We start from the raw sequence: 24,510 nt of genomic DNA on the forward strand, positions 1-24,510 counted from the left end.
TCATAGGAACAAGTTTATACTATGGGGGCTGCTTTAGATGCGTTTTAAAGATGTATTCTCAATCATTGGTCCCGCAATGGTCGGTCCTTCCAGCTCGCATACGGCTGGGGCGGCCAGAATCGGAAGAGTCGGCAGGCAGCTGTTCGGGCATATGCCTAAGTCGGTTGAAGTCACGTTTTACGGTTCATTTGCGGCAACCTATCAGGGTCATGGAACCGATAGGGCGATTATTGGTGGCCTGCTTGATTTCACGACGGATGACCAAAGGCTCCCGCAATCCCTCAGCCTTGCTGCAGAAGCCGGGATGGAGGTAACTTTTCGTTCAGGGACGGGACTGTTCCCCCATCCTAATACCGTCAAGCTGCGGCTTTACGGGGACGAGCCTGAAGAGAAGTTAACGTTAATAGGGGTTTCTATTGGCGGCGGGAATATTGAGATTGTGGATATTGACGGTTTCAGTGTAAAGCTGACCGGCACCTATCCCACCATACTAATACGCCACATGGATTGGCTAGGCGTGCTTGCGAATGTAACCGAAGTGATTCGAAAGTGGGAGGTTAACATTGGGCATATGTCGCTTGACCGCAAGCAGCGAAGCGGGGAGGCATTGACCGTTCTTGAGCTGGATGCTGCTGCCGAGCACCTGCTTCTTCATGACCTGGGAGATCTGCCTGCTGTTCACGCAGTGACCGAAATTAACCTGGACGCAGGGCCACAACATAAAGGGGAGCGAAGTCAATTATGAATTTCCAGACATTAGGAGAGCTTGCCAAGTTAGCCGAGGAACGGGGCATCAGTATTGGATCTTTGATGTTGGAGGAACAGAGCGCTGAATCGGGAAGGCCGAAGGAACTTGAATTTGCCAAAATGGCCGACTATTACGAGGTCATGAAAGACGCGGTAAGGCGGGGATTAACGGAGAACACGACTTCACCGAGTGGTCTTACGGGCTTGGATGCCCAAAGAGTGAAGTCATACAGTGAATCAGGTGAGCCTTGTCTGGGCGGAGCCGCTTCGGAGGCGATGGCTTATGCCCTGGCCGTATCTGAAGTTAATGCTTCGATGGGGAGGATTATTGCCACACCTACGGCCGGTTCATGTGGAATTATTCCGGGGGTGTTCATCAGCTGCCAGGACAGATTCGGCTGGGATGACCAGAAGATGGTGTATGGCCTGTTCACCGCAGGAGCAATCGGTTATGTGATTGCGAACAATTCTTTTGTGTCGGGAGCTGAAGGCGGCTGCCAGGCTGAGGTAGGATCGGCAATCGGTATGGCTGCGGGTGCGCTGACAGAGCTTAGGGGTGGTACTCCGGCGCAGGTAGTGCACGCCGTGGGGCTGGCTCTGAAGAATACGCTAGGACTTATCTGTGACCCGGTTGGAGGACTGGTAGAAATTCCTTGTATCGTCCGCAACGGATTCGGTGCAGTTACCGCGCTTGCCGCGGCAGATATGGCTCTTGCCGGGGTCCGCAGTGTGATTCCTTCCGATGAGGTGATACAAGTCATGCTGGAGGTGGGCTCGGCGATGCCCGAGAAGCATCGCGAGACCGCAGGCGGCGGACTGGCTCAGACTCCAACAGGACGGCAAATTATGAATGATCTGAAGCGAAGCAAGTAAAATTTATCGACTAGTCCATCTGATTTCTGCAGGTGGACTTGGTCTTCTTTTTCCATGCTGACATGCATACCCTGTTATATAGAAACATGGACTGCAGCAGGGGGGCATGGGAGTGTGGAGAAGAAGGAGATGGCACAGCCGGCGGCAGCGAAAGAAGGTAGGCAGACGGAGAATTTGGCTGTTCGGGGTCATCATAGCCGGTGTATGTCTTGTTCAGTTTTTCCTGTATGTCGAAAGGCAGATGAGAGATCCGATCAGCAATCTGGCCAAGATCCGGGTCAAGCAAATTGCAACGGAATCGATCAATGAGGCCATTACAGCACAGGTTAAGGATCAGAAGCAGTTTGATGATTTGATTGAATGGAAGACGGATGAGACCGGCAAAATCAAGGGATTCGTCATTAACTACTCGGCGCATATGAAGATCACTTCAGACACCATCCATACGGTCCAATCAACGCTGGACCGGATTTCCAAGTTATCTGAGAATATCCCGCTGGGGCAGGCCCTCGGAAGTCCGATTCTGGCTTCCTTTGGCCCGAGAATTCCTTTTCGGCTTGAGCCCAAAAGCGAAGTGAAGGTGGACCTCAACACGCGCAGACAGGATGCGGGAATCAATATGATTCTTGTGGAGGTCTACTTACGGGTCAAGACAGAGGTTGCGGTGGTAGTTCCATTCGATATGGTACCCCAGTCGGTTGAGACGGAAATTCCGGTCTCTTATCTTCTTGTGGTGGGGGATGTCCCAACCTACTACTATGACAACAACGGCAATCCGGTAGGGGAGAACAGCCCGAATGCACCAAATATCACCCTGCCCACACATCCTTCGCAAGAAGGAAAGCCGACGTCTTAATTTAGTGTTTCCAATAAAGAGAAGAAGACGCCCTTATTCTGAGGGCGTCTTCTTGCGCTTATGAAGCTGTGCCTTCTCACTTGATTCCCAACGCTTTAAAAGAGGGTAGGGGTCGAAGGCCCACTCGCTTCTTCCGTTATCCCTGTAAATGCCGAAATGGAGGTGAGGGGGGAATTTCCCCTGGGTTCCGGGCGGACCGTAGCCGCTGCTTCCCACCCATCCGATAACCTTTCCGGGGGTCATCATGTCGCCAACGTTAATGTTTTTGGCATACCCGCTTAAGTGCGCATAGTAGTGATACCGATTGTTCAAATCCCGGATTCCGATCCGCCAGCCCCCGAAAGGGTTCCAGCCCTTGGTCTCAACAATCCCATAACATACACTCCGGACGGGTACTCCATAGGGAGCAAACAGGTCGTTTCCCTCGTGAATACGGAATCCTCCCCAGCTTCTGGAACTGCCCCAGGTATCCTTGTAGCTGTACAGATTAGAGATCGGGAGCGGGAATGCGTTGTCGAACAGATCCAGGCGGTTAAATGCCTCATAGATCTTGGCGAACTGGCTGATTCGATGAACTGCCCGGTCATTCTGGTAATATTTCCAGAGGGCAATTTGGAAGTCATCCTCCGCATATCCGAATCCGGCGATATAACGCCCAATTGTATATAAAGCGTCCCTGTCGTCAGTGGGATCAGCGACACCGTCACCATTAGCATCCCTGCCGATTCCAGCAAAAAGGGAGATGGATACAGGGTTGGTATCTTCAGGCTCGGGATTCAGCCATCCTGACCAAACGGGAGGAATGATGGATAACCGGGTTAACCGCCCGTCGGGCTTAGCCAGCTTGGAGCTGGGCGTCATTGTACGCTCATACTGGTCTACGGCTGCGAGCCGGTACCAGGGAATGTGGACGAGTGCGCCGATTTCTTCATAGAGATGGCGTCTGGCCAGAAAAGGATCCTGTTTGGTTTCTTCCTGAGGCCGCAGGGCATTGGTGGCCGAGGCGGTTGGAGTCCTTGCGTTCCAGACCGTAGTAATAACCAACAGGCCAAGCAGGATACTAACGATTTTGCCCTGCAGTGAGTCCCTGTTATGCATTTGTTGTCCTCCTCTCCCTCTAAAGCTTGTTTATTAGGCAAGTTATGATTCTATAATATGGAGCAAGGAAAGGGATTTTATTCTGCGGGTGTGAATGAAGTATTTCAATTCCATTCATGGTATAATAATGGGCAGTAAACACGAATGAACGGAGAATACATACTTGAAAGGCCGTATTATTATGAGCCTGGGAACGAGATGATGTATCTTCTGTTCAATTGTCTAGTGCTTATTCTATCAGAGAAGGAAGGTCAGACCCGTTGTCTAACAAAGTGAAAGAGCCAAAACCCGACTGGATTCGGATTAAGCTGACTACCGGAGAGAATTATCAGGACATCAAGAATATGATGCGCTCCAAAACACTGCATACCGTTTGCGAGGAAGCTCGCTGTCCAAATATATATGAATGTTGGGCCAACCGGACCGCTACATTCATGATTCTGGGAGATATCTGCACACGTGCCTGCCGCTTCTGCGCGGTGAATACTGGAATGCCAACCGAGCTTGATCTTCAAGAACCAGAACGTGTAGCTGAAGCAGCCGAGAATATGAACCTGAAGCACTGTGTCATCACCAGTGTTGCCCGGGACGATCTGAAGGACGGGGGAGCACAGATCTTTGCGGGCTCCATACATGCCATCCGCCGGCGTCTTCCTCTGTGCAGTGTTGAAGTGCTGATTCCAGACTTTATGGGAGATACGGAGTCACTTAAGATTGTTATGGATGCGAAGCCAGACATTCTAAATCACAATATCGAGACGGTAGAACGCCTGTCCGACCGGGTTCGCGCCAAGGCCAAATACAGCCGCTCCCTGGAGCTGTTGAAGAAAGCCAAGGAAATGCAGCCGGACATTCCAACCAAGTCAAGCATTATGCTTGGTGTGGGAGAAGAGTGGGATGAAATTCTCCAAGCGATGGACGATCTGCGCGCAGTGGATGTAGATATCCTGACTATTGGCCAGTACTTGCAGCCGTCTCCGAAGCATCTGGACGTGGAGAAATATTACCGTCCTGAAGAGTTCGTTAAGCTGAAGGAAGAGGGACTGAAGCGCGGTTTCAGCCATGTAGAATCCGGTCCGCTTGTCCGCAGTTCCTATCATGCACACGAGCAGGTGAAATCAGCCAAGAGCTCGAAGGAAGGCGTTCATACGCCAGCTTAAGTGAAGTAAGGGGGAACGTTGTTGTGATCCAGGTGAACGGCAAAAGCTATGAATTGATTCAGGAGAACCGGAATGGCTGGGATCCGGAAGCTTTTAAACAGAGATACAGCGATGTGCTTGAGCGGTATGATTACGTGATTGGTGATTGGGGTTACAACCAGCTTCGCCTCAAGGGGTTTTACCGCGATAATCACCCTAAGGTGAGCAAGGATTCCTCCATTTCTGGAATCATGGACTATATTAATGAGTACTGTAATTTTGGCTGTCCTTACTTTGTTCTTCAAAGGGTGAAGGACGTTGCCCGCGAGCCTGAAGGAGCCAAGGAATCCGTGGATGCCAAAGAGACTAAAGAGTCCAAGGAGACCAAGGAGACCAAGGAGACCAAGGACAAGCTAAGCCCTGCCCTCCAGTCCAAGCAAGCAAGTGCCACGGTTGGAGTTGAAGGGTTAGCTCAGGGAAAGCAGCCGCTGTCGTCAGAGCAGCCAAAGACTGCTTCTGCGGGTCAGGCAACAACCCGGGAGGGGTAAGTAATTCCAAGGTAAGCCGTCTGCTCTGGCCTACGGTGCATGATGGGTAAACATGAAAGTCCCTGATATGAATGGAGTTTCCTTCATTCATATCAGGGACTTTTTTTTGTTTTGGCAGAGTTACGGGGAAATGCCGATCCTTGAAGGCTCGCCGTTTCCCTTATTTATTACAGCACTTTGATTATATTTTACTGCACACTAAGCGTGAGCTTGTTCTGGGCGTAACTCCATTTGAGGGCCGGATACTTCTTCACGAACTGATGGATTTCAATATAGCTATCCCCATTCTGGAACACTACTTGTCCTGAGCTTACGGTGAAGCTGCTCTGGCGTCCGCGTGCATCTGTAATGATAATTTTCTTCTCCTTGGCATTCCAGCTTACTTCGCTTTGAAGCATGGCAGCAAGTACCCGGGAAGGCACATAGATGGAGTTTCCTTTCTTAATGCTGCCCAGTACGCCGTCAAAGCGCTGGCCGTTAAGAGTCAGGGAATGGTTGTCGCCCGTGATCTTCATGCTCTTCATTCCCGCAAGGGAGAAAGCGGTGACCAACTGTGCCGTGCTGCCCCGGACTTCAAAATCCGGCTTTAGCCCGATTTTGTTAAAATCCAGCTTGTTCGGAGTCAGATACTTCTGGGTCGTCAGCTTAAGCGCATCCCCATTAGACAAGGGAATCACATTCTGAATGCGCGCTTTCCCGAAGGTAGTGGTACCCACTGTCGTTGCAAGACGATTATCATGAAGCGCACCTGTCAGAATCTCGGAGGCGCTGGCACTGTTCTCGTTAGTTAGAACGATGATAGGAACCCCGATTTTCTCCCCGCCCGTAACGGTCTGAGGGACCAATTGGCCGCTCTGATCCTGGGTATACATGAGAATGCCCTTATCCATTAATTGCTTGGCGATATTGGTTGCGGTCTCGATATAACCGCCTCCGTCGTTGCGCAAATCAAGCACCAGCGACTTCATCCCTGCGCCCTTAAGCTTGCTCATGGCTGCGCTAAATTCTTCATCGGCTGTCTCCGAGAAGCTGGAGAGTTTAATGTAGCCAATTTTGCTGCTGCTGATGGAAGCCTCCACCGAAGGTATGTACACTTCCGCCCGGGTGATGTTGAAAGTTAAGCTTTTGCCCGCGCGCTGCACAGTGACCGTAACCTTGCTATTCGCATCCCCCGCTAAATCAGCTGCAGAGTCTGAACCTTTGACGGGCTGTCCATTTATGCGTGTAATGATGTCCCCTGCTTTAATTCCGCTAGTCTCAGCTGGAGAGCCGGGAATCACACTGTCTACCATCAGTTTGTTGTTCTCCACATATAAAGTAACACCAATTCCTACATAGTCCTGATTGATGGAGTCTTGGAACTGCTTCAGATCTTCAGCGGTGAAATACTCCGAATAGGGATCATCCAGCTCATAGACCATGCCTTCAATGGCCCCGCGGATGAGCTGCTCCTTCGTGACGCCAGAGACATTGTATTGGTTAATGTAATCCAGCACCTCCTGAATCAGCTGCAGGTCCGAGGGCTGCGACGTTTGCTCATCAGTTGTTTGTTGACTGTCAGCGGCCATTGCAGCAGCCGGGGTCAGCAGTAGGGATACAGCAAGAGTTGATGTGATGATTGCATTACGGATAGAGATTTTGGTCATAGTCTAATTTTCTTCCCCTTTGAATTTCTTGGATACCCTGTAGCCTGCATTAATAAGCCATTTGCCTTCTGTGGATTTGTGCAGAACAAAGACATTCCCCAGGATTAAGCTGCTTTTGGTATCCGGATTTAAATAGTTCTCCTCAAAGTAAACGGCCGCTTCGCTCTCAGAGTAGTAAATCGTTCTTACATTGGAGATTTTCACGTCGCCTTCCCACATCTTTCTACTTGCAAAAACGGATTGAAGGTTAGCTTTAAATTCATCCGTGATGATACCCGGATCAGAAAGCGCAAGAATCCCATCCAAATTTTTGTCTGATAAATATTTATTGTATAAATTTATCACTTCATTAATTTTACTGTCCTCCGTGCTCGGCACATTCACGGTTTTGGTCAGCGCATCGGCAGGAAGCTTATACGTGATTTCCTTGATCTCAAAATCCTGAAGCTTCCAAAGGCCATCTTCCTTCACTACGGTGTACATCATCTGATTCAGCATATCAGGCATGTATAAACCGCCCGTTCTATGCGTGTCCTCCACCGTTTCAACAAAGGCTTCCCCGGTCCGTTGGTTCAAGGACACGAATTCGAAATCGGTAATTTTGCTAATCTGGCTGTTATTCTGAGACCATTCATTAAGCTCCTTCTCACTGTCTTGAAAAGGCGAATCAGCGGACAAATAAGGCTTTAGTCCGTTGTAATCACCTTTATCCAAGCAGCTCAGAACTTGAACAAGCAGCTTGCGAATTTTCTCCTGCTCCACTGCTGTGGATTTGGCCGTTTGAATGGTGATGGAGCCCGAGCCTTCGTTCCAATCCACCTTGGCATCGGCTGCCTCGCCGACAAAACGAAGGGGCACATAGGTTGTTCCCTTTACCGTGGCGGGGGGCACGGACAGCTTCTGGATTACCCCGTTAATGCTGGCCCGGTTGCTGCCCAGGGTGAGCTGGATGGTCAGATCTTCTTTGCTGCCTGTTACGGTCTGCGTCTTGGCGTTCCAGGTCACCTGAAGCCCCAGCTTCTCGAAGATCGTCCGGAAGGGGACAAGCGTGGTGCCCTGGCTGGTATACGGCGCTCCCGCAGGAAAGCTGATTTTGTTTCCATCCAGGTAAACTGAAATGGACCCGGGGGCCGCGCTGGCGGGAAGGGACATCGAGAGAATCAGGCTCACCGCTCCTAATACAGATAGAATACGTTTCACAGAAATGAGTCCACCTTTATGAAAAAATTTAAACAGATAGATCGGTTATACCACTGCTGCAAATCAAAGTCTACGGTTAATTTTCAACCATTTACCAGAACGCCAAAGAAACCGGCGGAACAGATCCGCCAGCTTCTGTCTGTTGTTCCTATTCAAATATATCTCTTAGCCGAGAAAAGCATTGCGGACCCGATTCCAGAACGGAAACGGCCTGTACCGGATGAAGCTGACCTTCTGCTTGGCAACCTGGCAGCGGATTGAGATTAAATCGTCCACGGGCTGGTTAATATGATCGATAGTCAGCAGTAATCGCTGATCTTTGCGAGAGTAGATGTCACTATGGTGATGCTTAGGAAGTACAAGGGCAGAGCCAGCCGTACGGAACACCCTGTTGTTGATCGAAGCGATCTCTGTGATCTGGAGGGCTTCTATGGAAGGATGGATAATGGCTCCTCCAAGACTTTTGTTGTATGCTGTGCTCCCTGCGGGTGTCGAGACACAAATGCCGTCTCCCCGAAACATCTCGAACTGCTGGTCATTAATGTCAACCTGGGCTACAACCGTGCCGTCAACTCCCTTGAGCGTGAACTCATTCAAACAAATGTAGGACGAGGTTCCTGATTTCTTCTTCACTTCAAGATCAATCAATGGATAGTTCACGATGCGTGGTCTTGGAAGGTCTGGAGCTTTGTGCCCTATCATTAACTGGATGAGCTCCGGTATTTCATTAGACTTCCAATCCGCATAAAACCCAAGGTGGCCTGTATGAATCCCGACGAATGCAATAGAAGGAATCCGGTCTATGAAGGTGTGGAAGGCATGCAGCATCGTACCGTCTCCCCCGATCGAGATGACGATTTCAGGAGATTCGGCATCCATTTCAAACCCATTTTCGGCCGCCAGCTTATGAAATTGCTCACTTAACTCGACAGACAATTGATCTCCGCGGTCAAGAACGTAATATCTCAAGTTGAAAGCTCCTTTGCCTTGTGTCTTGTACCGATCATAATCAATTCTAGAACAGAAAACAATCTTTCATTTCCGGTTAGTTATTCGTACAGGGTTCCAAAGCCGCTGAATGACTCCAGAAAAAAGGGACAAAATGAGAAGCAGAGCCAGAACCAGCAACAGCAGCAGCAGGGCATAGGGAAAACTTTCCCATCCCGCACCTGAAAGGGCAGGAGCCCCAAAGTCAAGGAATACCTCTGTATCAGGCCCGGTCAGCGGCCAAAGAAGGGGGACCAGCAGTCCTGCAAGCACGGCATGAATGAGCCTTGCCACCATGAAAGGGAGATACCTCAGGCCCGTCCCGTTCAGAATGCTTGCGATTTGGGCATGGACGGACAGTCCGGCCCAGGACAGAATGAAGGCCGCCGCTGCCGCCTTGAAGACCAGGGGCACGCCCCCGGCTACCGCCGCCGACGCTTTGGCCCCCAGGGTAACCTCGAAGCCGCCACCAACAAAAGGCTCGGCCAACGCTGCGGGCAGCTGCAATGAGGTAAGGACATGCCGGAGAAGCTCGTACAGCTGGGTCATGATTCCGGAAGTTCCCAGGACCTCCAGCAGCACCGAGAAGACCACCACCAGTCCGCCTACAACGGTCATAAGCTGAAGGGCGGAGATGATGGCCTGCCGCAGCAGCTCGCCGAAGGGGCGGCCATCCTTGAGGCGGGCTTCATGCATAGCCGCTAGCGCGAGGCGCAGGATGAAGCCCTGGGGTTTGCCTTGCCGCACAGGTACAGGTGTGGGCGGCGCTCCCCGGTCGTGGAACCGCATGAGGATGCCCACGATTAAGGCGCCCCCGTAGTGGGCGAGCGCCAGCGTTCCTGCAAGCTGCGAGTTATGGAAGAAGCCGACCGAGACCGCCCCGATCAGGAAGATCGGGTCAGAGGTCGTGGTGAATGCAACGAGCCGCTCCCCTTCCTCGCGGGTGATGAGCCGCTGCTCGCGGAGCTTGGAGGTCAGCTTGGCGCTCACCGGGTAACCGGACGCGAAGCTCATGGCAGCTACGAATCCCCCGCTGCCGGGGATGCGGAACAGCGGCTTCATGAACGGGTCGAGAAGCATTCCGATGAAATGGACAATGCCGAAGCCCAGCATCATTTCCGATATGACAAAGAAGGGGAAGAGCGAAGGGAACAGGACGTCCCACCAGATGGCCAGGCCTCTGACGCCTGCGTTCCAGGCGGGGCCTGGATAGATGAGCATGAGTACAAATAGAAAACTCATTGTGGCCAACAGAAGAGGCCCTCCCCATTTTTTTGACAGCATGATTCTCAGCCCCCTCGGTGATTGCCAAAATCCTTACTTATGGCTATGAACGGACAGGGACAAACAGTACAAAAAAAGCAAGAAAGCGATTTCAGATTGGGCTGTTTTTTTTGCAGGGTTATGATAAAATACAAATACAAAAGATGCGTCTGATCTTTCGGCATGAATTTAATTCATATGGATGGAGTGATGGATATGAGTTTTGTCGCCGGTGTTCTCGTATGCGCCTTTGTATATGTTATACGCGCCTCTCTTGTCCATTCCGGGGAAGAGGATTGGCGAAGCTACTAACAACCTAACTGACGTAAGGACGCTAACTTCAATTAGCGTCTTTTTTTGTTCCCTATAATAAGTTGACCCTGAGAATTACCAATGGACAGGTTGTGAAATGATCTTATATATCGTGGAAGTACAACCTGATGCGATTTATTGGTATAATATAACGGCAGATATATCACAAGGAAGTTGGCGAATAACCGATGAATTATAATCCGAGTCTGTCTATATACGACAATCTGGGGGGCGAGAAGACCCTAAGGAGCCTGGTTGAGGCCTTCTATCCTAAAGTCCAGGCACATCCGCTGCTCGGCCCGCTTTTTCCTGAGGATATATTTCCAGTGATGGAGAAGCAGTTTATGTTCCTGTCACAGTTCTTTGGAGGGCCTTCGTTGTATTCTGATCAATATGGTCACCCGATGATGCGCGCAAGGCATATGCCCTTCCCGATTACCGAGGAACGGGCGGAGGCTTGGCTTAGCTGTATGGCTTCCGCACTGCAGGAGATCGGGATAGAAGACCCGTTCAGGGCATTTATTCTCCAGCGTCTGTCTGGACCTGCGCATCACTTCATCAATACGCCGCAATAGATTAAGGACAAATGACCTTCACTACACAATCAGATCCTTGAGAGAATGAAAGGGAGTAGGGCAAATTGGAACTGGAGCCGCTCTATACGATTAAGGTAACTTGTATTCAGTGCGAACATGAATTTATGACATCAAGAGTGAGACCAAGCTTCAAACGGGCGGTGAAGACGGATACGGATTTCTGCCGTTATTATGCCAAGGAGAATCCCGATTTCTATGTTGTAAGGGTATGCCCTTCCTGCGGGTTTGCGTTCTCTGAGAATTTCGACGAGCGTCTTAAGGAATCTCAGCGGGCAGAATTCAAGAAACAGATCGGGGACAGGATCAACCTTCGCGATTTCGGTGGGCCCCGGGACTGGGAAACCGCGCTGGAGACTTATAAACTTGCTTTGCTGTGCGCTCAGGTGGTCAAAGAGAAGGAGCGGATTATTTCGAGTCTGCTTCATCATATCGCCTGGTTGTACCGGTATAAGGAGCTTAAGGAACAGGAGCTGAGGTTCCTGGGCTTTAGTCTAGAATCCTATATCCGCGTGTACGAGCTTGAGGGGGCCGGGGCGAATGATGCCCGCCTCATGTATCTGATCGGTGAGCTGAACAGGCGCACCGGCAATTACTCTGAAGCCGTAAGGTGGTTCTCCAGAGTGATCAATGATAAGAAGATTATGGATGCGGCCATGATCAGGGCCTCACGTGAGCAGTGGGCTGTTCTCAGAGAGGACATGCTTGCTGCGAAGCTGGAGATTCCCGAGGAGATGAATAGCTAGCTGGCAAAATAGCGCGGGAATCTCAGCCGTGAGATTCCCGCGGTATCATTATAAATAAGACAGGCTTGCTACCGCCGGATGTCCTGATCGGTAAGCAGATAGTCCTGATCGCTGTCCACGACTGTTACCCTGTTGTAACAGCAGGGGAAGACGAGCAGCTTCTTCTTGCCTTCACGCACACTCTTAAGCTCCTGGGGCTTCATAGGGAGCAGAACATTCTCGCTTCCGCAGAAAGGACAGCTCTGTACATATACATCACCCATTACCACATCATAGGGAAGTGTTCTTTCAAAAGGAATCATGACTTTGGCTTATCTTCCGAGCCGGCCTCTTCTTTGGCAAGCTCACTGATCTTTTGAAGTAAAATATGCTGCGGCATATGCATAAGGTTCTCTAAAGGGACCCCGAGTTTCTCGGCTAATTTCACAGCGGTTTCGGCTGATATTTGAAGTGGTCTCATATGGTTCCTCCTTATCTGCCCTGGAGGGCTATATCTTAGTTATACACTTTTGAGCCATAGTCGATCAATACAGCGACATACGAAAGGATGAGATGAAATGACACAACTGCAGAAGCCAGTAGGGCTGACATGGGATTTGGAAAGCGTATTTCCGGGAGGTTCCTCCTCCAAGGAGTTCGGACAATTCCTGAACAAGCTTGAGCAGGATATCTCTGACCTTGCACGGCAGGTCAACGCTCTAGAAGCACCGCAATCGGTTGAAGATACGGTTTCTCTGGACGGGTTTATTGAAGCCCTCCAAAGCGCATATTCCAGGCTGAGGGAAGCCTCCTCGTTCACCGAGTGCCTGACGGCACAGGACACGACGGACAAGAAAGCAGTCCAATTGGCAGGTAAGATTACGTCCCTGAATGCTGCTCTGGAGGGAGTGAATACCCGTTTTGAGAATGTGCTTGGCAGCACGGAAGATGCGGTATTCACGGCATGGATCAACCGGGACGAGATTAAACCGATTGCTTTCGCACTGAACGAAAGCCGGGAGAAGACCCGGGAAAAGCTGTCTCCTGAGCAAGAAAATCTTGTTCTGGATCTGGCTGTGGATGGTTATCACGGATGGGGACAGCACTATGATACCATCGTCAGCAAGGTAACGATTCCGTTCAAGGACGAGAACGGGGAAGAGGTGCTGCTCTCTGCTGGTCAAGCTCATAACAAGCTGCACTCGCCTAACCGCGAGGTCCGCCAAGAGGCCTTCGTCAAGTGGGAGGAGGCCTGGGAAGCTGCGGCGGATTACTGCGCAGACACCCTGAACCGGCTTGCGGGCTTCAGATTGAAGCTGTATGAGAAGCGCGGCTGGGACAGCGTGCTGAAGGAGCCGCTCAGCATCAACCGGATGTCGCAGGAGACGCTCGATACTATGTGGGCGGTTATTACTAAGAATAAACCGATATTTGTGAAGTATCTTGAACGCAAGGCCAAGCTTCTGGGTGTCGAACGCCTGAGCTGGGCTGATGTGGAGGCTCCGATTGGTTCTGCGGATGCTAAGATTGCCTACGACGATGCGGCTGAAGAGATTGTGAAACAGTTCAACGGCTTTAGCCCGAAGCTTGCGGATTTCACGGTCAAGGCCTTCAATCAGAACTGGGTGGAGGCAGAGGACCGTTCCGGCAAGAGGCCTGGCGGTTTCTGTACGTCTCTTACCGAAAGCAGCCAGACCCGAATTTTCATGACATACAGTGGTACGGCCTCCAATGTGTCAACACTTGCACATGAACTTGGTCATGCCTATCACCAGCATGTGATGGACGGATTGCCGCCGTTCTGCCAGAACTATGCCATGAATGTGGCAGAGACCGCTTCCACCTTTGCGGAGATGATTCTGTCGGATGCGCAGGTGAAGAACGCGGCTAGTGATGAGGAGAAGATCGCACTTCTGGAGGATAAAATCCAGCGCAGTGTCGCTTTCTTTATGAACATTCATGCCCGCTTCCTGTTCGAGACCCGGTTCTACGAGAAGCGTAGAGAGGGCCTTCTGAACGCAGAAGAGATCTCAGCTTTGATGGTGGAAGCACAGAAAGAAGCGTATAATGGAGCGCTTGAATCCTACCATCCTCATTTCTGGGCATCCAAGCTGCATTTTTATATTACGGATGTTCCGTTCTACAACTTCCCGTATACCTTCGGCTACCTATTCAGCACAGGCATATTCGCACGGGCACAGCGTGAAGGGGAAGCGTTCGCCGAGAAGTATGATGCGCTTCTGCGTGATACCGGGCGCATGACGGTAGAAGATTTGGCACGTAAGCATCTGAACGTGGATCTGACTAAGCCTGATTTCTGGGAAGAGGCGGTTTCTCTTGCCGTAGCCGATGTGGAGTTGTTCCTGGAGATGACCAAGTAAATAATTGAAGTTATAGGATGCATCCTTTTAGCCGGTTGATCAGGCTTCAAGGGTGCATTTCTTTATGTGCGGGTGGGGATTTTTGTCGTTATATAAGAAGAAATAGCGAATCATGAGGAAGAATAAAATTGAAAAAATATATCATATAGGCATATATACCCAATTTTGTAGGTTATTGTTGATGGGTATATTAGAATGGCATATAATGAGACGGAAGCCCTATATATAGGGGATTACATAGCGAAGGGAGGGTGGATATTGTTGAAAACTGACCAATTTTCTCTGCCAAGACAGCTTGATCTTGTGTTCAGAGAACTAGAAGCGGAGTTGGCGGGCCTGACTTCAGGCACGGTGTTTGTACAAATCCGCAACAATGTTATCGGCAAATTCGGTATCCGCCAGAATCCGATTAGTGGAAGAAATGGACATTTATCAGGAGGGGATAGCGGGTTAACGGCAGCCCAACAAGCTTCATTCAGAAAGATGGCTATCGAATCGCTTAATTTTAAGCGTCATTGGACGCATGGGGAGATCAGTTATGAATTTGCGCTCCGCCAGGATATGGTGATTGTGGATGCCACACTTGAGTCCAATTACAATATGGCTAATTTGATGATTCGTTATCCCAGGAAGGATGCAACCAGCACATTTCAAGAGTGGTCTTGATATGTGAAATTTAGAACATACATAAAGCAGGACTTGTACCGGTACGCATTGGAGCGATATCTGGAAAGCCCTGCTTTTAAACCAACTCAAGCTTTTTCAGGTACCTGCGGTTTCAGGATTCCACTTGAATTAAACAGGATTAAGAACAAGATAAATGAGATAAAGGTCAGTATTGTTACGGACAGGAAAGTCCCTGTGGCCTGAAAGAGTCCACCGGCGGCCGCAGCTCCAAGTGATGTTCCCAAATACATCAAGGCATTGGAAAGTGCCGCGGTAGTGCCACGGGCTGTAGAAGACAGGCTCTGCAAGCAGCTGATCATAAGCGGAAATAAGGTGCCGCTAATCATGAAGATTACAAACAAACCGGCCTTGACCATCCAAAGATAAGGTGAATTAGCGAGCAGAAGATATATAAAACCGCTGGTAGTTATCCCTATAAGCAAAGTTTTCTTCACCCCGATTCGCTGGACAATCGTTGCTCCCCCTAAACTGCCGATGGTATTTCCAAGGCCCAGGAACAGCATAACTCCCCCAATGTCCGATACCCCCAGATGAAATGATACCGACAACCAGGAACCTAAAAAGGAAAAGGCGGCAAAATTACCGAATTGGAATATGAAATACGCGCCAAAAGCGAGTACTGCCGTAGTAGAACGCAAAAGATATGTATAAGTTCTGATTAGAGACTGGCTCTCTCGGGCTTGTGTATCCTTGGTGTGGGGGAGCAGGCCAGGAAGCACGGCATGTGCCGTTATCCCAAGGAATAAGGCGATTAGTGCAAGCGCGACAAATGGAACACGCCAGTTCACCGAAGCAAGATAGCTGCCGATAGGCAGGCCCAGAAGCTGTGAAATGGACAGCCCGGCCGTGGCGATTCCCATGCCCCTAAGTATTTTATCTTTAGGTACCAGAAGAGGAATTGAAGCCCACACCTGGGGGGTGACAAACGCCGCACTCACCCCGGCGGCAAAGCGGAACAGGTTCATACTCCAAAAGTCAAATGCTGCGGCACACAGCCCGGTGGAAAGGGAGAAGCAGACGAGCCCCATGATCATAACCTTTTTGCGGTTTAGGCGGTCGGACAAGGGACCTGCGAGAAGAGCGAACAACGCATAACCTAGAGCATAGGCACTAACCATCCATCCTGCTGCACCGGCGTTCACATGGAATGTGGTTTGAAGCACCGGAAGAAGTGGGCTAATTAAAAAAGTATCCGTACCAATCACAAACATAATTAAAAATAACAATCCCATCACAGCTGTATTCAAATCTTGATCCTCCCCAACATGATTCATTAGTTAAACAACTATTGAACTAATCATCAAAAAGATACCCGGATCACAGGGTGTCCAGGAATCCAGGTAAAAAACGGGTAAATGTGCTTTCATTAATCTGTATGTACTTTGTTTGCGCCTCTTTCCGTACAAGAATTAGTCCGGCCTCCCGCAGAGTACGAAAATGATAGGAAGCATTAGACTTGGAAGCTTCGCACCTGTCGCCCACTTCCCCGCAGCTCAGCTCAGCTTTGGTATCACGCAAAGTCCTGATGATCTGCAGTCGTGTTGGGTCAGCCAGGGCTTTCAACATATGCACCAGTGTCTCATCCTTGGATTTAAGTTGTTCAATAGTCATACAACAATGATATTCGATCCAGACAATTTGTCAATACTTCAATACAGTGTTGTAACAAAAAAACAAGCGGCCTGCCGAAGCAGACCGCCCGTTTTTATATCGAAGTTAGGAGAGAACGCAAATTATAGGTTAGAACGACCCGATAATTGCTGTTCTGCCAATTGCACCAGACGTTTTGTGATGTAGCCCCCGAGGGAACCATTTTCACGGGAAGTGTTGTCTCCAAGGTAACCATCTTGAGGAATAGTTACACCCAGCTCTTGAGCTGCCTCATATTTCAGTTGTTGGAGAGCTTGGTTAGCTTGAGGAACGATAAGGTTGTTGCTGCGACGACTTCCGCTGCGGCTGTTTGAACCTGCCATGTTTGTCACCTCCTTCGACCTTAGTGATGTTAGTATGGTTTTAGACTCATAAAATATGCACAAGAGATCAGAGTGAAAGAGGTGGTAATTATTAGGCTATCGCAGGCGGCTTCAGGGGTTTGAAAGCTCCCAAAATAAAAAAGCGGTTACCACCAGCTTGAACTGGTGCGACAACCGCTTGTTAGGCAAGATAGATTAAGAAGGATATACAATATCCAGATTCACCTGCAAAGCAAGCTGCTCGCCTGGCTGAAGATCTATCAGGCCTGTGACCTCATTAGGCAGCTTCAGATTTGGAGCATTTGGAATCCAGGTGTAGGGCTCAATGCAGAGAAACTGGTCCGCTTCCCCTTTCGTATAGAGAACCCAATGTTTGAAATATTTCGGATCTGCCGAGTAGCGGAGCGTGTATCCGTCCTTGCGCTGAAGATCAGCCTGAACAGGCTTGCCGCCTATGCTCAGCATGGTGTCGAAGTTAGTGCCAGCGAGATTAAGTCCTGTATTAAGGCGATCTAAATCTCCAAGAGAGGCTGTCTCGCCTGTAGTCACATTCTCTTCATCCAGCAGATAAGTCTCACTTACCGGAAGACGTAGGGTCCATTCGTCAGGTCGTCCATCGAGGAGGAACCAGGTATGTAGGCCTAAGCCGAACGGAGCCGGGGTTTCACCCAAATGGGTAATCCTGAACGTTTGGGACAGGGTTGCTCCCTGAAGTCTTAGGGTCATTTCGAGCTTCAGCGGTACCGGGTACTGACGAAGCCATTCTGGATCATCTGAGGTCAGAAACTCGGTGGTAATCGCGCAGCCTTCTTCGTCTTCTTCTATATCACTAACCCTCCAGCATTGGGTGCGGTGGAGTCCGTGAATATGATTGTCGTTCGCTGTATTGCGGTCGAATTGGTAGTGCTGCCCGGCATACTCGAATTCGCCTCTGCGGATTCTTCCGGGCGGAATCAGGAGAGGTATACCGAAGTGGTAAGGTTTCTGCAGATAAAAATCGAGTTCATTCTCCTCGGGCCGCCGCAGCACTTCACGCTGCTGCACCTTGTCCGTAAGGCCGATTACATTATTCCCGAGCCGTGGCAACAGTGTGACTTCAAGTTCGCGGCTATGTAAAATATAAGTGTCGTAGCCGTTCCATTGCCCTTTGGTCACTTTTTTCATATCGTTGCTCCTTTTCCCACTATAATCAAAATTCCAAAGCTAGACCTATCATAACACTTTTAAGGATGGACGGAAAATCTGATTTGACAGTATTGGTTAGGCACAATTATTATGGAAACATAAACTTGAGCGATATGCAATGCGTTGATGGGGAGAAGTAGTCAAAAGCACACCCTTACCAGAAAGCCGGTGGTGGATGCGAACCGGCAGGATGCTAGTGATGAATGGACCCCGGAGCGCCGAGAGGAACGGAGTCTGCCTTACAGGCAGTCATCCCAGTATGTTCGGCCGGTTGTTCCCCGTTAACAAGAACACAAAGGCTGCAGCATTCCCGTTCCGGAATGCCGGCGAATTAGGGTGGCACCACGGTCTCACGTCCCTTGCGGATGTGAGGCTTTTTTGTGTTCTCAGAATAAAAAAAGGGATATTCAGAATATCTATACAGAGGAGTAGAAAAAAATGAAAAAAATCGTTCTTTCCGGCATTCAGCCCAGCGGTAAGCTGACCTTGGGAAATTACATCGGAGCTATGCAAAATTTTGTTCAGCTTCAGCATGAGTATGATTGCAACTTTATGGTTGTGGATCTCCATGCGATCACAGTTGCCCAGGAGCCTGCCGCTTTACGTGAGCAATCCGAGTCGGTTGCCGCTTTGTTCATCGCGGCGGGAATTGACCCGAGCAAGGCAAACGTCTATATGCAGTCCCATGTGCCTCAGCACGCCCAGCTCGGCTGGATTCTGACCACTTTGACCTCGATGGGGGAACTGGAGCGTATGACCCAATTCAAGGACAAGTCCTCTGGCAAGGATTCGGTGGGTGCAGGATTATTTGTTTATCCTTCCCTGATGGCCGCGGATATTCTCCTGTATAATGCGGACCTTGTTCCGGTTGGGGAAGATCAAAAGCAGCATTTGGAGCTGACCCGGGATTTGGCCGGCCGCTTTAATCACAGATACGGGGATTTCTTTACGATCCCTGAGCCATATATTCCTAAAGTGGGCGCGCGCGTGATGTCCTTGGATGACGCCTCAAGCAAAATGAGCAAGAGCAACCCGAATGCAGGCAGTTATATTGCGCTTCTGGATTCACCCGCGGATATCCGCAAGAAGATCAGCCGCGCCACGACGGACTCCGGACGTGAGGTGAAATATGACCCGGCGAATAAACCGGAAGTCAGCAACCTGATCAGCATTTACAGCCAATGTTCAGGCCTGTCCATCAGCGAAGTGGAGCAGCGCTATGAAGGACAAATGTATGGTCCGTTCAAGAAGGATCTTGCTGAGGTTGTGGTCACCAAGCTGGAGCCGATTCAGCAGCGGTACCGGGAGATCCGGGAATCTGGTGAAATTACCGAAATTCTCCGCCAGGGCGCCGAGCGGGCTGAGGCCATGGCTGCCAAGACCCTTGCTGAGGTGCAGGAAAGAATGGGCTTTCTACCTAAAGCATGACCGGGCGAAAAACGAACTTTTATATGGACAGGCATTGATATTACAAAGGCCGGACAATAAGTCCGGCTTTTATGCTGTCCATCAGACATGTGTCACCGAATTGTCATACAATGACTCCGATTGTTCAGTAATTGTCAAACACTAACCGTTTTTGATATGATAAAGTTTATAGCGAGGATGGATAAGATGTCCCGCTATGAACATATAAGGAGGAACTATCCGCGTGGGTAAACAATATAGTTACACTGCTCCTTCGGATTCCCCAGCTATAACTATGAGACCTTCACCGACTGGCGATACAGCCACATGGAGAGATTTTGTTGCTTTAACAAAGCCCGGAATCCTTCGCTCCAACCTGATTGCGGCATTTGCCGGTTTTTGGCTTGCTTCCGGTTGGGATTTACAATATGGAAAGCTGCTGCTTACACTTCTCGGCACCGTTCTGATTATGGCTTCCGCTTGCGTATTCAATAACTATTATGACCGTGAGCTTGACAGTAAGATGGAACGGACGAAGACTCGTGCCCTTCCTACCGGCAAGCTTACGCCTAACGTTGTGTTGTGGTATTCAATTATTCTGGGTATTCTGGGATTTGGCGTGTTGTTCGCGTTCTCCGGGTGGTTGGCCGGAATATGCGGCATTGTAGGATTTGTCGTATATGCAGGCATTTACACGATGTGGTTGAAGCGCTCCTCTACCTGGAGCACATCTGTAGGGGCTATTTCAGGCGCTGCCGTACCGGTTATCGGTTATGTGGCTGTATCCGGCAAGATTGATTTGGCCGCCGTTCTGCTGTTCGCTCTTCTATTCCTGTGGCAGCCGCCCCATTTCTGGGCGCTTGGCATCCGGCGGGTTGAAGAATACCGTGCAGCTGGGTTCCCGCTGCTTCCTGTTGTGAAAGGCATCAAGAGAACGAAGTTTCAGATGATTCCTTATCTCGCTCTTCTGCTGCCGATTCCTCCGTTGATGTATGCGTATGGATACACAGGAATCTGGTTCCTGATTATTGGTGAGGCGCTTGCTGTAATTTGGCTGGTCATGGCCTTGGCAGGCTTCAGCAAGAAGACGGATAACGATACCTGGGCCAAAAAAGTATTTCTTTTCTCCATCAGTTATTTAATGTTCACTCTGCTTGTCCTGATTCTGGATACAGTTCACCATTAATCTCTGTTGGTTGCCTGAGAATCCCATGGGAACATGGGGTTCTTTTTTTAGATATCCATTCATTAAGGAGGCTTAAGTTGTGACACTGCTTAAGAAATACAAGTGGAGCTTTATTCTGCTTGCGATCTGTGTGATTTTGGCGGGTTATCTTCTTATTGATACATACAGCAAGCCCAAAATTCCAGTCATTAGACCCGTTCAGAATTTTTCAATGGAAAATGTGGATGGAAAGACTGTCACATTGCAGGATACGAACGGGAAGGTCCGGCTCTTTTATTTCTTTTTTACCAATTGTCCTGACGTATGTCCAATCTCCACCTTCAAAATGTCCCAGATTCAGAATCAATTGAAGAAGGACGGCTTGTTTGGCAAGGATGTCAGCTTTGTATCCGTGTCCTTCGATCCTGTCCGGGATACCCGGGAAAAGATCAAGGAATTTGGGGACAAATTCAGTGCTGACTACAGCGGCTGGTATTTCCTTCGTGGCGACGAGAAGAAGACAGCCGATTTCGCGATGAATACGTTCCAGTTCATTGTAAACAAGGACCGGGACGGCAATTTCATGCACTCGGACCTGATTGCGCTGGTGGACCGGGATGGCAACTACCGCAAATATTACAAGGATGACGTAACCGCGAAGGAAATTGCGGAAGAGGTTGAACGGTTGGCCAAGGAATAGGAGACGCCGGGGATATCCGGAAGCCTGTAATCAGAAGCTGGCTGGAGGGTACACAATGTACTCTTCCAGGCCGGCTTTTTCTAATTGCTGAATAATATATTCGTCAGGAGTCCCCTCGACACCTGCATAACCCCGGCGGGTATAAATATGGCCGGCATCCGGGAAGGCGTCCCGGAGAATTCCCCGGATTCTTTTGCCGGAAGAGTCGTTATCCAGAAAAAGATAGGTCTCCTCGTCCCTGATCTTTCGGCGGAGCTGTTCCAATTTAAGTGTGTTCAGCGTCCCGAAGGTGCACAGAATCTCGACCTCATCATTCAAGACGCGGCGCAGCTTGCTCTTGTCGTTTTTGCCCTCCACAATAATATATACTGGCATAATGGCTCACCTCGCAGGCTAGGGTTTCTTCTGTTAGTTTAAACCGCACCCTCTTTTCCATGCAAAATAAAAGAGACCCGCCCTGTGCAGCGGGCAAGTCTCTGAGTTTGGGTGTATACCCACTCATGTATGATGTTCTTAGAAGAAAGGTGTGCGGAGGATGATTACAAGAAGAATATACAGAACAAGGATAGTAGTTGTGGATGTCCAGAATCCATATCCAGGTCCGACAGGTCCAGAACCGCAATGATCGACGTGACTCATGATATTCACCTGCCTTCAAGTAATGGTGATTACATAAGCAGATTATGCAGGCAGGGCTAATGTGTCTTGTGCGGCAGCCTATAACGAACCATGGATTAATCCGCAGATTAAACCACCGCGGGTGGAGTCTGTCCGGCGGTACGTTCAGCTTTGGACCTCTTGCGCATGGGCGGCACTGTTACAAGCAGAAGCATCAGCAGGAGGAAAGCCAGGAAGTAGGGCGAGAGGGTGTGGCGGATCTGGCCCGCCAGCACCGGACCGAGAAAAGCGCCCAGCGACATCGCAATGGATTGCAGGGAGAATACGGTGCCCAGTCTTTTACCGCCGCTCAGCTCGATGAACAAAGAGGCCATGGCCGGGAATAGCACTCCCTTTGCCATGCCGAGAAAGACCAGTGATACGGCCAGCGGAATATTCCAATTCGCGACCATGGAGTAGAATGCCAGCGCCATGCCCAGCACGCCAGTGGTAGCCCGTGCGTAAGGGGAGTACCTGTGCAAGAAGAGCATGCACAAGGTGACCAGGGCCCCCAGGCTGAGCAGGGAGAAGTAGAGTCCGGTATTGAGAATGCCCGAGATGCCCCCTGCCTGCAGCGGAAGCTCGAAGAACAGGATACCTTGGGAGCAGGCTACAGCCAGGGGCAGCAGGTAGAACCTTAGGGGAATCACACGGAATCCGGTGGTTTGGACTTCGTCATAGCCCTTGGTCAGATGTCCCGAAACTGCCGGGGTGCTTCCCTGGTTCCCCTTGATCAGGAAGATCGCAATGATGCCGGTTCCGATAAGAAGCCAGCCGAGGGATTGGAAGGTGGTGGCGAACCCGGCCTGAGCGACGAGAAATGCCCCGGCAGCCGGGGAGACCACGGAAGCAAGGGTGTGCATGACTCCATGCCCGGCCATCAGCTTGCCCTGCTTGATCGGGTCTTGGGACAGCGATGCAAGGAGAGCAAGGCAGGCAGGGGCCAGGAAGGCCAGCACGAAGCCGCTCAGTGATCTAAGCATCAGAAGCTGCCAAGGGGCGGTGACATGGGCTTGCAGTAGGAGGATGATCCCGGCCGAAATCAGGCTGAATATGAGATACCGGCGGCTGCCGTGTTTATCCACGCCCCTGCCGGCAAGCAAATTTCCGGGCAGATGAGTGATGGAGTAAATGCCCATCATCCAGCCGATAAAGGTGGGGGCGGCCCCGAGCGACAGGGCGAACGGCGTCAGGATCGGATACTGGGCGTGCAGGTCAAAAAAAGCGATGAACATAAAAAAATACAGCCAAAATGCGATCTTCATACCGTCCCTCCTTAAAGTTTTGCGAAGCAAAACTCGCTTCGAAATCATGGGCTTAAAGTTTTGCGAAGCAAAACTCGCTTCGAAAGCACAGGCTTAGTTTTGCAAAGCAAAACTCGCTTCGAAAGCAAGCCGGTCTGCTTCAGCCAAGCGACCGAACTATATGCTCTACTTGTACGTTCTAAGGGACGAACTTATGCTATATAAAACGAACTTTAAAAATTAACCTCTCTGAGCGGAGAGGACGAGTGATTCTGAAGAAGCGGAGCGTCCGCCTTTGTCTCCGAAATGCCCCCACTGGATATCTAGTTCAAGCATTTCGGAGACAACAGCGGTCGTAAGAACACTCGGCATCGCAGCGCCCCTTAAGGGAACCTTAATAAGTTCATTTTATATATTTTTTAAATTTTATTTGGATAAAAGGGCTGGATACAGTCCCCAAGCGGGGTTAGGCTGACACCAGGTGTGGCCATCATGTATAATATAAAAGGCAACTTGGCGCCTTGCCCGGCGTGCTCCACCAACAAATGATAATTAGGAGTGTATAAAGAAGGATGGACGTTCAAGTTTGGATTGAGTTTTTTAAACAAAACTGGCTTGTGCTTGTAATTGCGTTGGTTGTGCTGCTGCTGATTGCCAACCTGGTGAAGACTGTAGTCAAATGGGGGCTCATTCTTGTCATTGTGGCATTCGTGGTGATTTATAGCGGAATGTCCCTGAAGGACCTTGGACAGGTGGCATCCACGCTGACCACCCAGACAACGGATGCAGTCAAGAGCGAAGCTATCAAGATGATGACAAGTGAAGCCAAGGAAGCAAAGTTCACTAGAAAAGCGGATGGCACTTTTGTGATCAAGTCGCCGAATCTTGAGGTTAGCGGGAGTGCGGACAGTGATAAGGTGAAAGTCACCTTCCGGGACGTATCGCTGGGCGAATGGAGCCGGAGCGATGCTTTGAATGCTTTTATACAGGAAGCTAAGAGGAACTCGAAATAAACTACGATCATTTTGAGTCCAGACGATCAAAGAGAGGGGCTATTTGACGTGCCAGATTGGGTTCAAAATGTGCAAAATTATAATTTTATCAATCTGTTATTAATTTTGATC

At 50.0% G+C, this 24,510-nt stretch carries 27 protein-coding genes and 1 other annotated feature; of the genes, 13 read left to right on the forward strand and 14 right to left on the reverse strand.

The features are described 5' to 3' along the window. Positions 1-37: 37 nt before the first annotated feature. The 3 genes from sdaAB to yunB all read left to right on the forward strand — a co-directional run bounded on the left by sdaAB (position 38) and on the right by yunB (position 2,476). On the forward strand, positions 38-745 hold the full coding sequence (gene sdaAB, locus KJS63_RS21315; protein WP_213620969.1) for an L-serine ammonia-lyase, iron-sulfur-dependent subunit beta: 708 nt from the start codon (positions 38-40) through the stop codon (positions 743-745). After that, the gene (sdaAA, locus tag KJS63_RS21320; protein WP_213620971.1) at positions 742-1,620 is read left to right on the forward strand and encodes an L-serine ammonia-lyase, iron-sulfur-dependent, subunit alpha; all 879 of its coding nucleotides are present in this window, start codon (positions 742-744) and stop codon (positions 1,618-1,620) included. Before sdaAB ends, sdaAA begins: the two co-directional genes overlap by 4 nt. Positions 1,621-1,726: 106 nt before the next feature. Further along, positions 1,727-2,476: a sporulation protein YunB gene (gene yunB, locus KJS63_RS21325; RefSeq protein WP_213620973.1), complete on the forward strand. Its 750-nt coding sequence runs from the start codon at positions 1,727-1,729 to the stop codon at positions 2,474-2,476. Positions 2,477-2,509: 33 nt separating this feature from the next. On the opposite strand, the gene KJS63_RS21330 is transcribed toward yunB, so the two are convergent. Beyond that, entirely contained in the window at positions 2,510-3,574 is a 1,065-nt protein-coding gene (locus KJS63_RS21330; protein WP_213620974.1) for a M23 family metallopeptidase, read from the reverse strand. A 260-nt stretch (positions 3,575-3,834) separates the two neighbouring features. Here KJS63_RS21330 and lipA point away from each other — a divergent pair, with 260 nt between their 5' ends. Beyond that, on the forward strand, positions 3,835-4,734 hold the full coding sequence (gene lipA, locus KJS63_RS21335; protein WP_213620976.1) for a lipoyl synthase: 900 nt from the start codon (positions 3,835-3,837) through the stop codon (positions 4,732-4,734). A 23-nt stretch (positions 4,735-4,757) separates the two neighbouring features. Then, a complete protein-coding gene (locus KJS63_RS21340) occupies positions 4,758-5,261 on the forward strand; it encodes a YutD family protein (protein WP_213620978.1) in 504 nt (167 codons plus the stop codon). Between the two features lie 188 nt (positions 5,262-5,449). On the opposite strand, the gene KJS63_RS21345 is transcribed toward KJS63_RS21340, so the two are convergent. The 4 genes from KJS63_RS21345 to KJS63_RS21360 all read right to left on the reverse strand — a co-directional run bounded on the left by KJS63_RS21345 (position 5,450) and on the right by KJS63_RS21360 (position 10,378). Further along, complete coding sequence (locus KJS63_RS21345; protein ID WP_213620980.1) at positions 5,450-6,907, reverse strand: S41 family peptidase; 1,458 nt, start codon at positions 6,905-6,907, stop codon at positions 5,450-5,452. Positions 6,908-6,910: 3 nt separating this feature from the next. Further along, complete coding sequence (locus KJS63_RS21350) at positions 6,911-8,107, reverse strand: copper amine oxidase N-terminal domain-containing protein (RefSeq protein WP_213620982.1); 1,197 nt, start codon at positions 8,105-8,107, stop codon at positions 6,911-6,913. Between the two features lie 165 nt (positions 8,108-8,272). Beyond that, positions 8,273-9,076, reverse strand: coding sequence for an NAD kinase (locus KJS63_RS21355; protein WP_068620144.1), 804 nt, complete (start codon positions 9,074-9,076; stop codon positions 8,273-8,275). Positions 9,077-9,142: 66 nt separating this feature from the next. Then, on the reverse strand, positions 9,143-10,378 hold the full coding sequence (locus tag KJS63_RS21360) for a nucleoside recognition domain-containing protein (protein ID WP_483874614.1): 1,236 nt from the start codon (positions 10,376-10,378) through the stop codon (positions 9,143-9,145). A 479-nt stretch (positions 10,379-10,857) separates the two neighbouring features. Here KJS63_RS21360 and KJS63_RS21365 point away from each other — a divergent pair, with 479 nt between their 5' ends. Further along, positions 10,858-11,244 carry a globin domain-containing protein gene (locus tag KJS63_RS21365; protein ID WP_213620984.1) on the forward strand — a complete coding sequence of 129 codons (387 nt, stop codon included), beginning with the start codon at positions 10,858-10,860 and terminating at the stop codon, positions 11,242-11,244. Between the two features lie 65 nt (positions 11,245-11,309). After that, positions 11,310-12,008, forward strand: coding sequence for a DUF2225 domain-containing protein (locus KJS63_RS21370; protein ID WP_068620141.1), 699 nt, complete (start codon positions 11,310-11,312; stop codon positions 12,006-12,008). A gap of 68 nt (positions 12,009-12,076) precedes the next feature. Here the strand turns inward: KJS63_RS21370 and KJS63_RS21375 are convergent, their stop codons facing one another. Continuing rightward, positions 12,077-12,310: a hypothetical protein gene (locus KJS63_RS21375; protein WP_068620140.1), complete on the reverse strand. Its 234-nt coding sequence runs from the start codon at positions 12,308-12,310 to the stop codon at positions 12,077-12,079. Then, a complete protein-coding gene (locus KJS63_RS21380; RefSeq protein ID WP_068620139.1) occupies positions 12,307-12,468 on the reverse strand; it encodes a YycC family protein in 162 nt (53 codons plus the stop codon). The genes KJS63_RS21375 and KJS63_RS21380 overlap by 4 nt, the downstream gene beginning before the upstream one ends. 97 nt (positions 12,469-12,565) lie before the next feature. On the opposite strand from KJS63_RS21380, the gene KJS63_RS21385 reads away from it, so the two are divergent. Both KJS63_RS21385 and KJS63_RS21390 read left to right on the forward strand, forming a co-directional pair. Then, on the forward strand, positions 12,566-14,368 hold the full coding sequence (locus tag KJS63_RS21385) for a M3 family oligoendopeptidase (protein ID WP_213620986.1): 1,803 nt from the start codon (positions 12,566-12,568) through the stop codon (positions 14,366-14,368). 258 nt (positions 14,369-14,626) lie between these two features. Then, positions 14,627-15,034, forward strand: coding sequence for an O-methyltransferase (locus KJS63_RS21390; RefSeq protein ID WP_213620988.1), 408 nt, complete (start codon positions 14,627-14,629; stop codon positions 15,032-15,034). An 86-nt stretch (positions 15,035-15,120) separates the two neighbouring features. Here the strand turns inward: KJS63_RS21390 and KJS63_RS21395 are convergent, their stop codons facing one another. From KJS63_RS21395 to KJS63_RS21410, 4 genes are all read right to left on the reverse strand, one after another. After that, complete coding sequence (locus KJS63_RS21395) at positions 15,121-16,287, reverse strand: MFS transporter (RefSeq protein ID WP_244862728.1); 1,167 nt, start codon at positions 16,285-16,287, stop codon at positions 15,121-15,123. Between the two features lie 85 nt (positions 16,288-16,372). Continuing rightward, the gene (locus tag KJS63_RS21400) at positions 16,373-16,666 is read right to left on the reverse strand and encodes an ArsR/SmtB family transcription factor (protein ID WP_068620135.1); all 294 of its coding nucleotides are present in this window, start codon (positions 16,664-16,666) and stop codon (positions 16,373-16,375) included. Between the two features lie 122 nt (positions 16,667-16,788). Continuing rightward, positions 16,789-17,028: an alpha/beta-type small acid-soluble spore protein gene (locus KJS63_RS21405; RefSeq protein WP_068620134.1), complete on the reverse strand. Its 240-nt coding sequence runs from the start codon at positions 17,026-17,028 to the stop codon at positions 16,789-16,791. A 195-nt stretch (positions 17,029-17,223) separates the two neighbouring features. Then, on the reverse strand, positions 17,224-18,192 hold the full coding sequence (locus KJS63_RS21410; RefSeq protein WP_213620990.1) for an aldose 1-epimerase: 969 nt from the start codon (positions 18,190-18,192) through the stop codon (positions 17,224-17,226). A gap of 135 nt (positions 18,193-18,327) precedes the next feature. Further along, positions 18,328-18,576 (forward strand) — a binding site (T-box leader). Positions 18,577-18,651: 75 nt separating this feature from the next. On the opposite strand from KJS63_RS21410, the gene trpS reads away from it, so the two are divergent. The 3 genes from trpS (at position 18,652) to KJS63_RS21425 (ending at position 21,485) form a co-directional block, all read left to right on the forward strand. Further along, complete coding sequence (gene trpS, locus KJS63_RS21415; RefSeq protein ID WP_213620992.1) at positions 18,652-19,641, forward strand: tryptophan--tRNA ligase; 990 nt, start codon at positions 18,652-18,654, stop codon at positions 19,639-19,641. A gap of 274 nt (positions 19,642-19,915) precedes the next feature. Continuing rightward, entirely contained in the window at positions 19,916-20,806 is an 891-nt protein-coding gene (cyoE, locus tag KJS63_RS21420) for a heme o synthase (RefSeq protein WP_213621121.1), read from the forward strand. A 79-nt stretch (positions 20,807-20,885) separates the two neighbouring features. Then, a complete protein-coding gene (locus tag KJS63_RS21425; protein WP_213620994.1) occupies positions 20,886-21,485 on the forward strand; it encodes an SCO family protein in 600 nt (199 codons plus the stop codon). A 30-nt stretch (positions 21,486-21,515) separates the two neighbouring features. Here KJS63_RS21425 and KJS63_RS21430 read toward each other — a convergent pair whose 3' ends face one another. From KJS63_RS21430 to KJS63_RS26475, 3 genes are all read right to left on the reverse strand, one after another. Beyond that, the gene (locus KJS63_RS21430) at positions 21,516-21,860 is read right to left on the reverse strand and encodes a toprim domain-containing protein (RefSeq protein WP_213620996.1); all 345 of its coding nucleotides are present in this window, start codon (positions 21,858-21,860) and stop codon (positions 21,516-21,518) included. Positions 21,861-22,231: 371 nt separating this feature from the next. Further along, a complete protein-coding gene (locus KJS63_RS21435; protein WP_213621122.1) occupies positions 22,232-23,407 on the reverse strand; it encodes an MFS transporter in 1,176 nt (391 codons plus the stop codon). Positions 23,408-23,626: 219 nt separating this feature from the next. Next, positions 23,627-23,758: a hypothetical protein gene (locus KJS63_RS26475; RefSeq protein WP_280520841.1), complete on the reverse strand. Its 132-nt coding sequence runs from the start codon at positions 23,756-23,758 to the stop codon at positions 23,627-23,629. 200 nt (positions 23,759-23,958) lie between these two features. Here KJS63_RS26475 and KJS63_RS21440 point away from each other — a divergent pair, with 200 nt between their 5' ends. Then, positions 23,959-24,399: a hypothetical protein gene (locus KJS63_RS21440; protein ID WP_068620128.1), complete on the forward strand. Its 441-nt coding sequence runs from the start codon at positions 23,959-23,961 to the stop codon at positions 24,397-24,399. Positions 24,400-24,510 lie beyond the last annotated feature (111 nt).

Source organism: Paenibacillus sp. J22TS3, from assembly GCF_018403205.1.
GTDB lineage: Bacteria > Bacillota > Bacilli > Paenibacillales > Paenibacillaceae > Fontibacillus > Fontibacillus tuaregi.

Bases quoted from the DNA above. Each gene is read 5' to 3' on its own strand.
- KJS63_RS21430 (WP_213620996.1), bottom strand. From the start codon at position 21,860: ATGCCAGTATATATTATTGTGGAGGGCAAAAACGACAAGAGCAAGCTG.
- sdaAB (WP_213620969.1), top strand. From the start codon at position 38: ATGCGTTTTAAAGATGTATTCTCAATCATTGGTCCCGCAATGGTCGGT.
- KJS63_RS21330 (WP_213620974.1), bottom strand. From the start codon at position 3,574: ATGCATAACAGGGACTCACTGCAGGGCAAAATCGTTAGTATCCTGCTT.
- KJS63_RS21380 (WP_068620139.1), bottom strand. From the start codon at position 12,468: ATGAGACCACTTCAAATATCAGCCGAAACCGCTGTGAAATTAGCCGAG.
- KJS63_RS21405 (WP_068620134.1), bottom strand. From the start codon at position 17,028: ATGGCAGGTTCAAACAGCCGCAGCGGAAGTCGTCGCAGCAACAACCTT.
- KJS63_RS26475 (WP_280520841.1), bottom strand. From the start codon at position 23,758: ATGCCGAGTGTTCTTACGACCGCTGTTGTCTCCGAAATGCTTGAACTA.
- trpS (WP_213620992.1), top strand. From the start codon at position 18,652: ATGAAAAAAATCGTTCTTTCCGGCATTCAGCCCAGCGGTAAGCTGACC.
- KJS63_RS21395 (WP_244862728.1), bottom strand. From the start codon at position 16,287: ATGGGATTGTTATTTTTAATTATGTTTGTGATTGGTACGGATACTTTT.
- KJS63_RS21360 (WP_483874614.1), bottom strand. From the start codon at position 10,378: ATGCTGTCAAAAAAATGGGGAGGGCCTCTTCTGTTGGCCACAATGAGT.
- yunB (WP_213620973.1), top strand. From the start codon at position 1,727: ATGGGAGTGTGGAGAAGAAGGAGATGGCACAGCCGGCGGCAGCGAAAG.
- KJS63_RS21410 (WP_213620990.1), bottom strand. From the start codon at position 18,192: ATGAAAAAAGTGACCAAAGGGCAATGGAACGGCTACGACACTTATATT.
- KJS63_RS21345 (WP_213620980.1), bottom strand. From the start codon at position 6,907: ATGACCAAAATCTCTATCCGTAATGCAATCATCACATCAACTCTTGCT.
- KJS63_RS21375 (WP_068620140.1), bottom strand. From the start codon at position 12,310: ATGATTCCTTTTGAAAGAACACTTCCCTATGATGTGGTAATGGGTGAT.
- KJS63_RS21385 (WP_213620986.1), top strand. From the start codon at position 12,566: ATGACACAACTGCAGAAGCCAGTAGGGCTGACATGGGATTTGGAAAGC.
- KJS63_RS21365 (WP_213620984.1), top strand. From the start codon at position 10,858: ATGAATTATAATCCGAGTCTGTCTATATACGACAATCTGGGGGGCGAG.
- KJS63_RS21435 (WP_213621122.1), bottom strand. From the start codon at position 23,407: ATGAAGATCGCATTTTGGCTGTATTTTTTTATGTTCATCGCTTTTTTT.
- cyoE (WP_213621121.1), top strand. From the start codon at position 19,916: ATGAGACCTTCACCGACTGGCGATACAGCCACATGGAGAGATTTTGTT.
- KJS63_RS21400 (WP_068620135.1), bottom strand. From the start codon at position 16,666: ATGACTATTGAACAACTTAAATCCAAGGATGAGACACTGGTGCATATG.
- KJS63_RS21440 (WP_068620128.1), top strand. From the start codon at position 23,959: ATGGACGTTCAAGTTTGGATTGAGTTTTTTAAACAAAACTGGCTTGTG.
- sdaAA (WP_213620971.1), top strand. From the start codon at position 742: ATGAATTTCCAGACATTAGGAGAGCTTGCCAAGTTAGCCGAGGAACGG.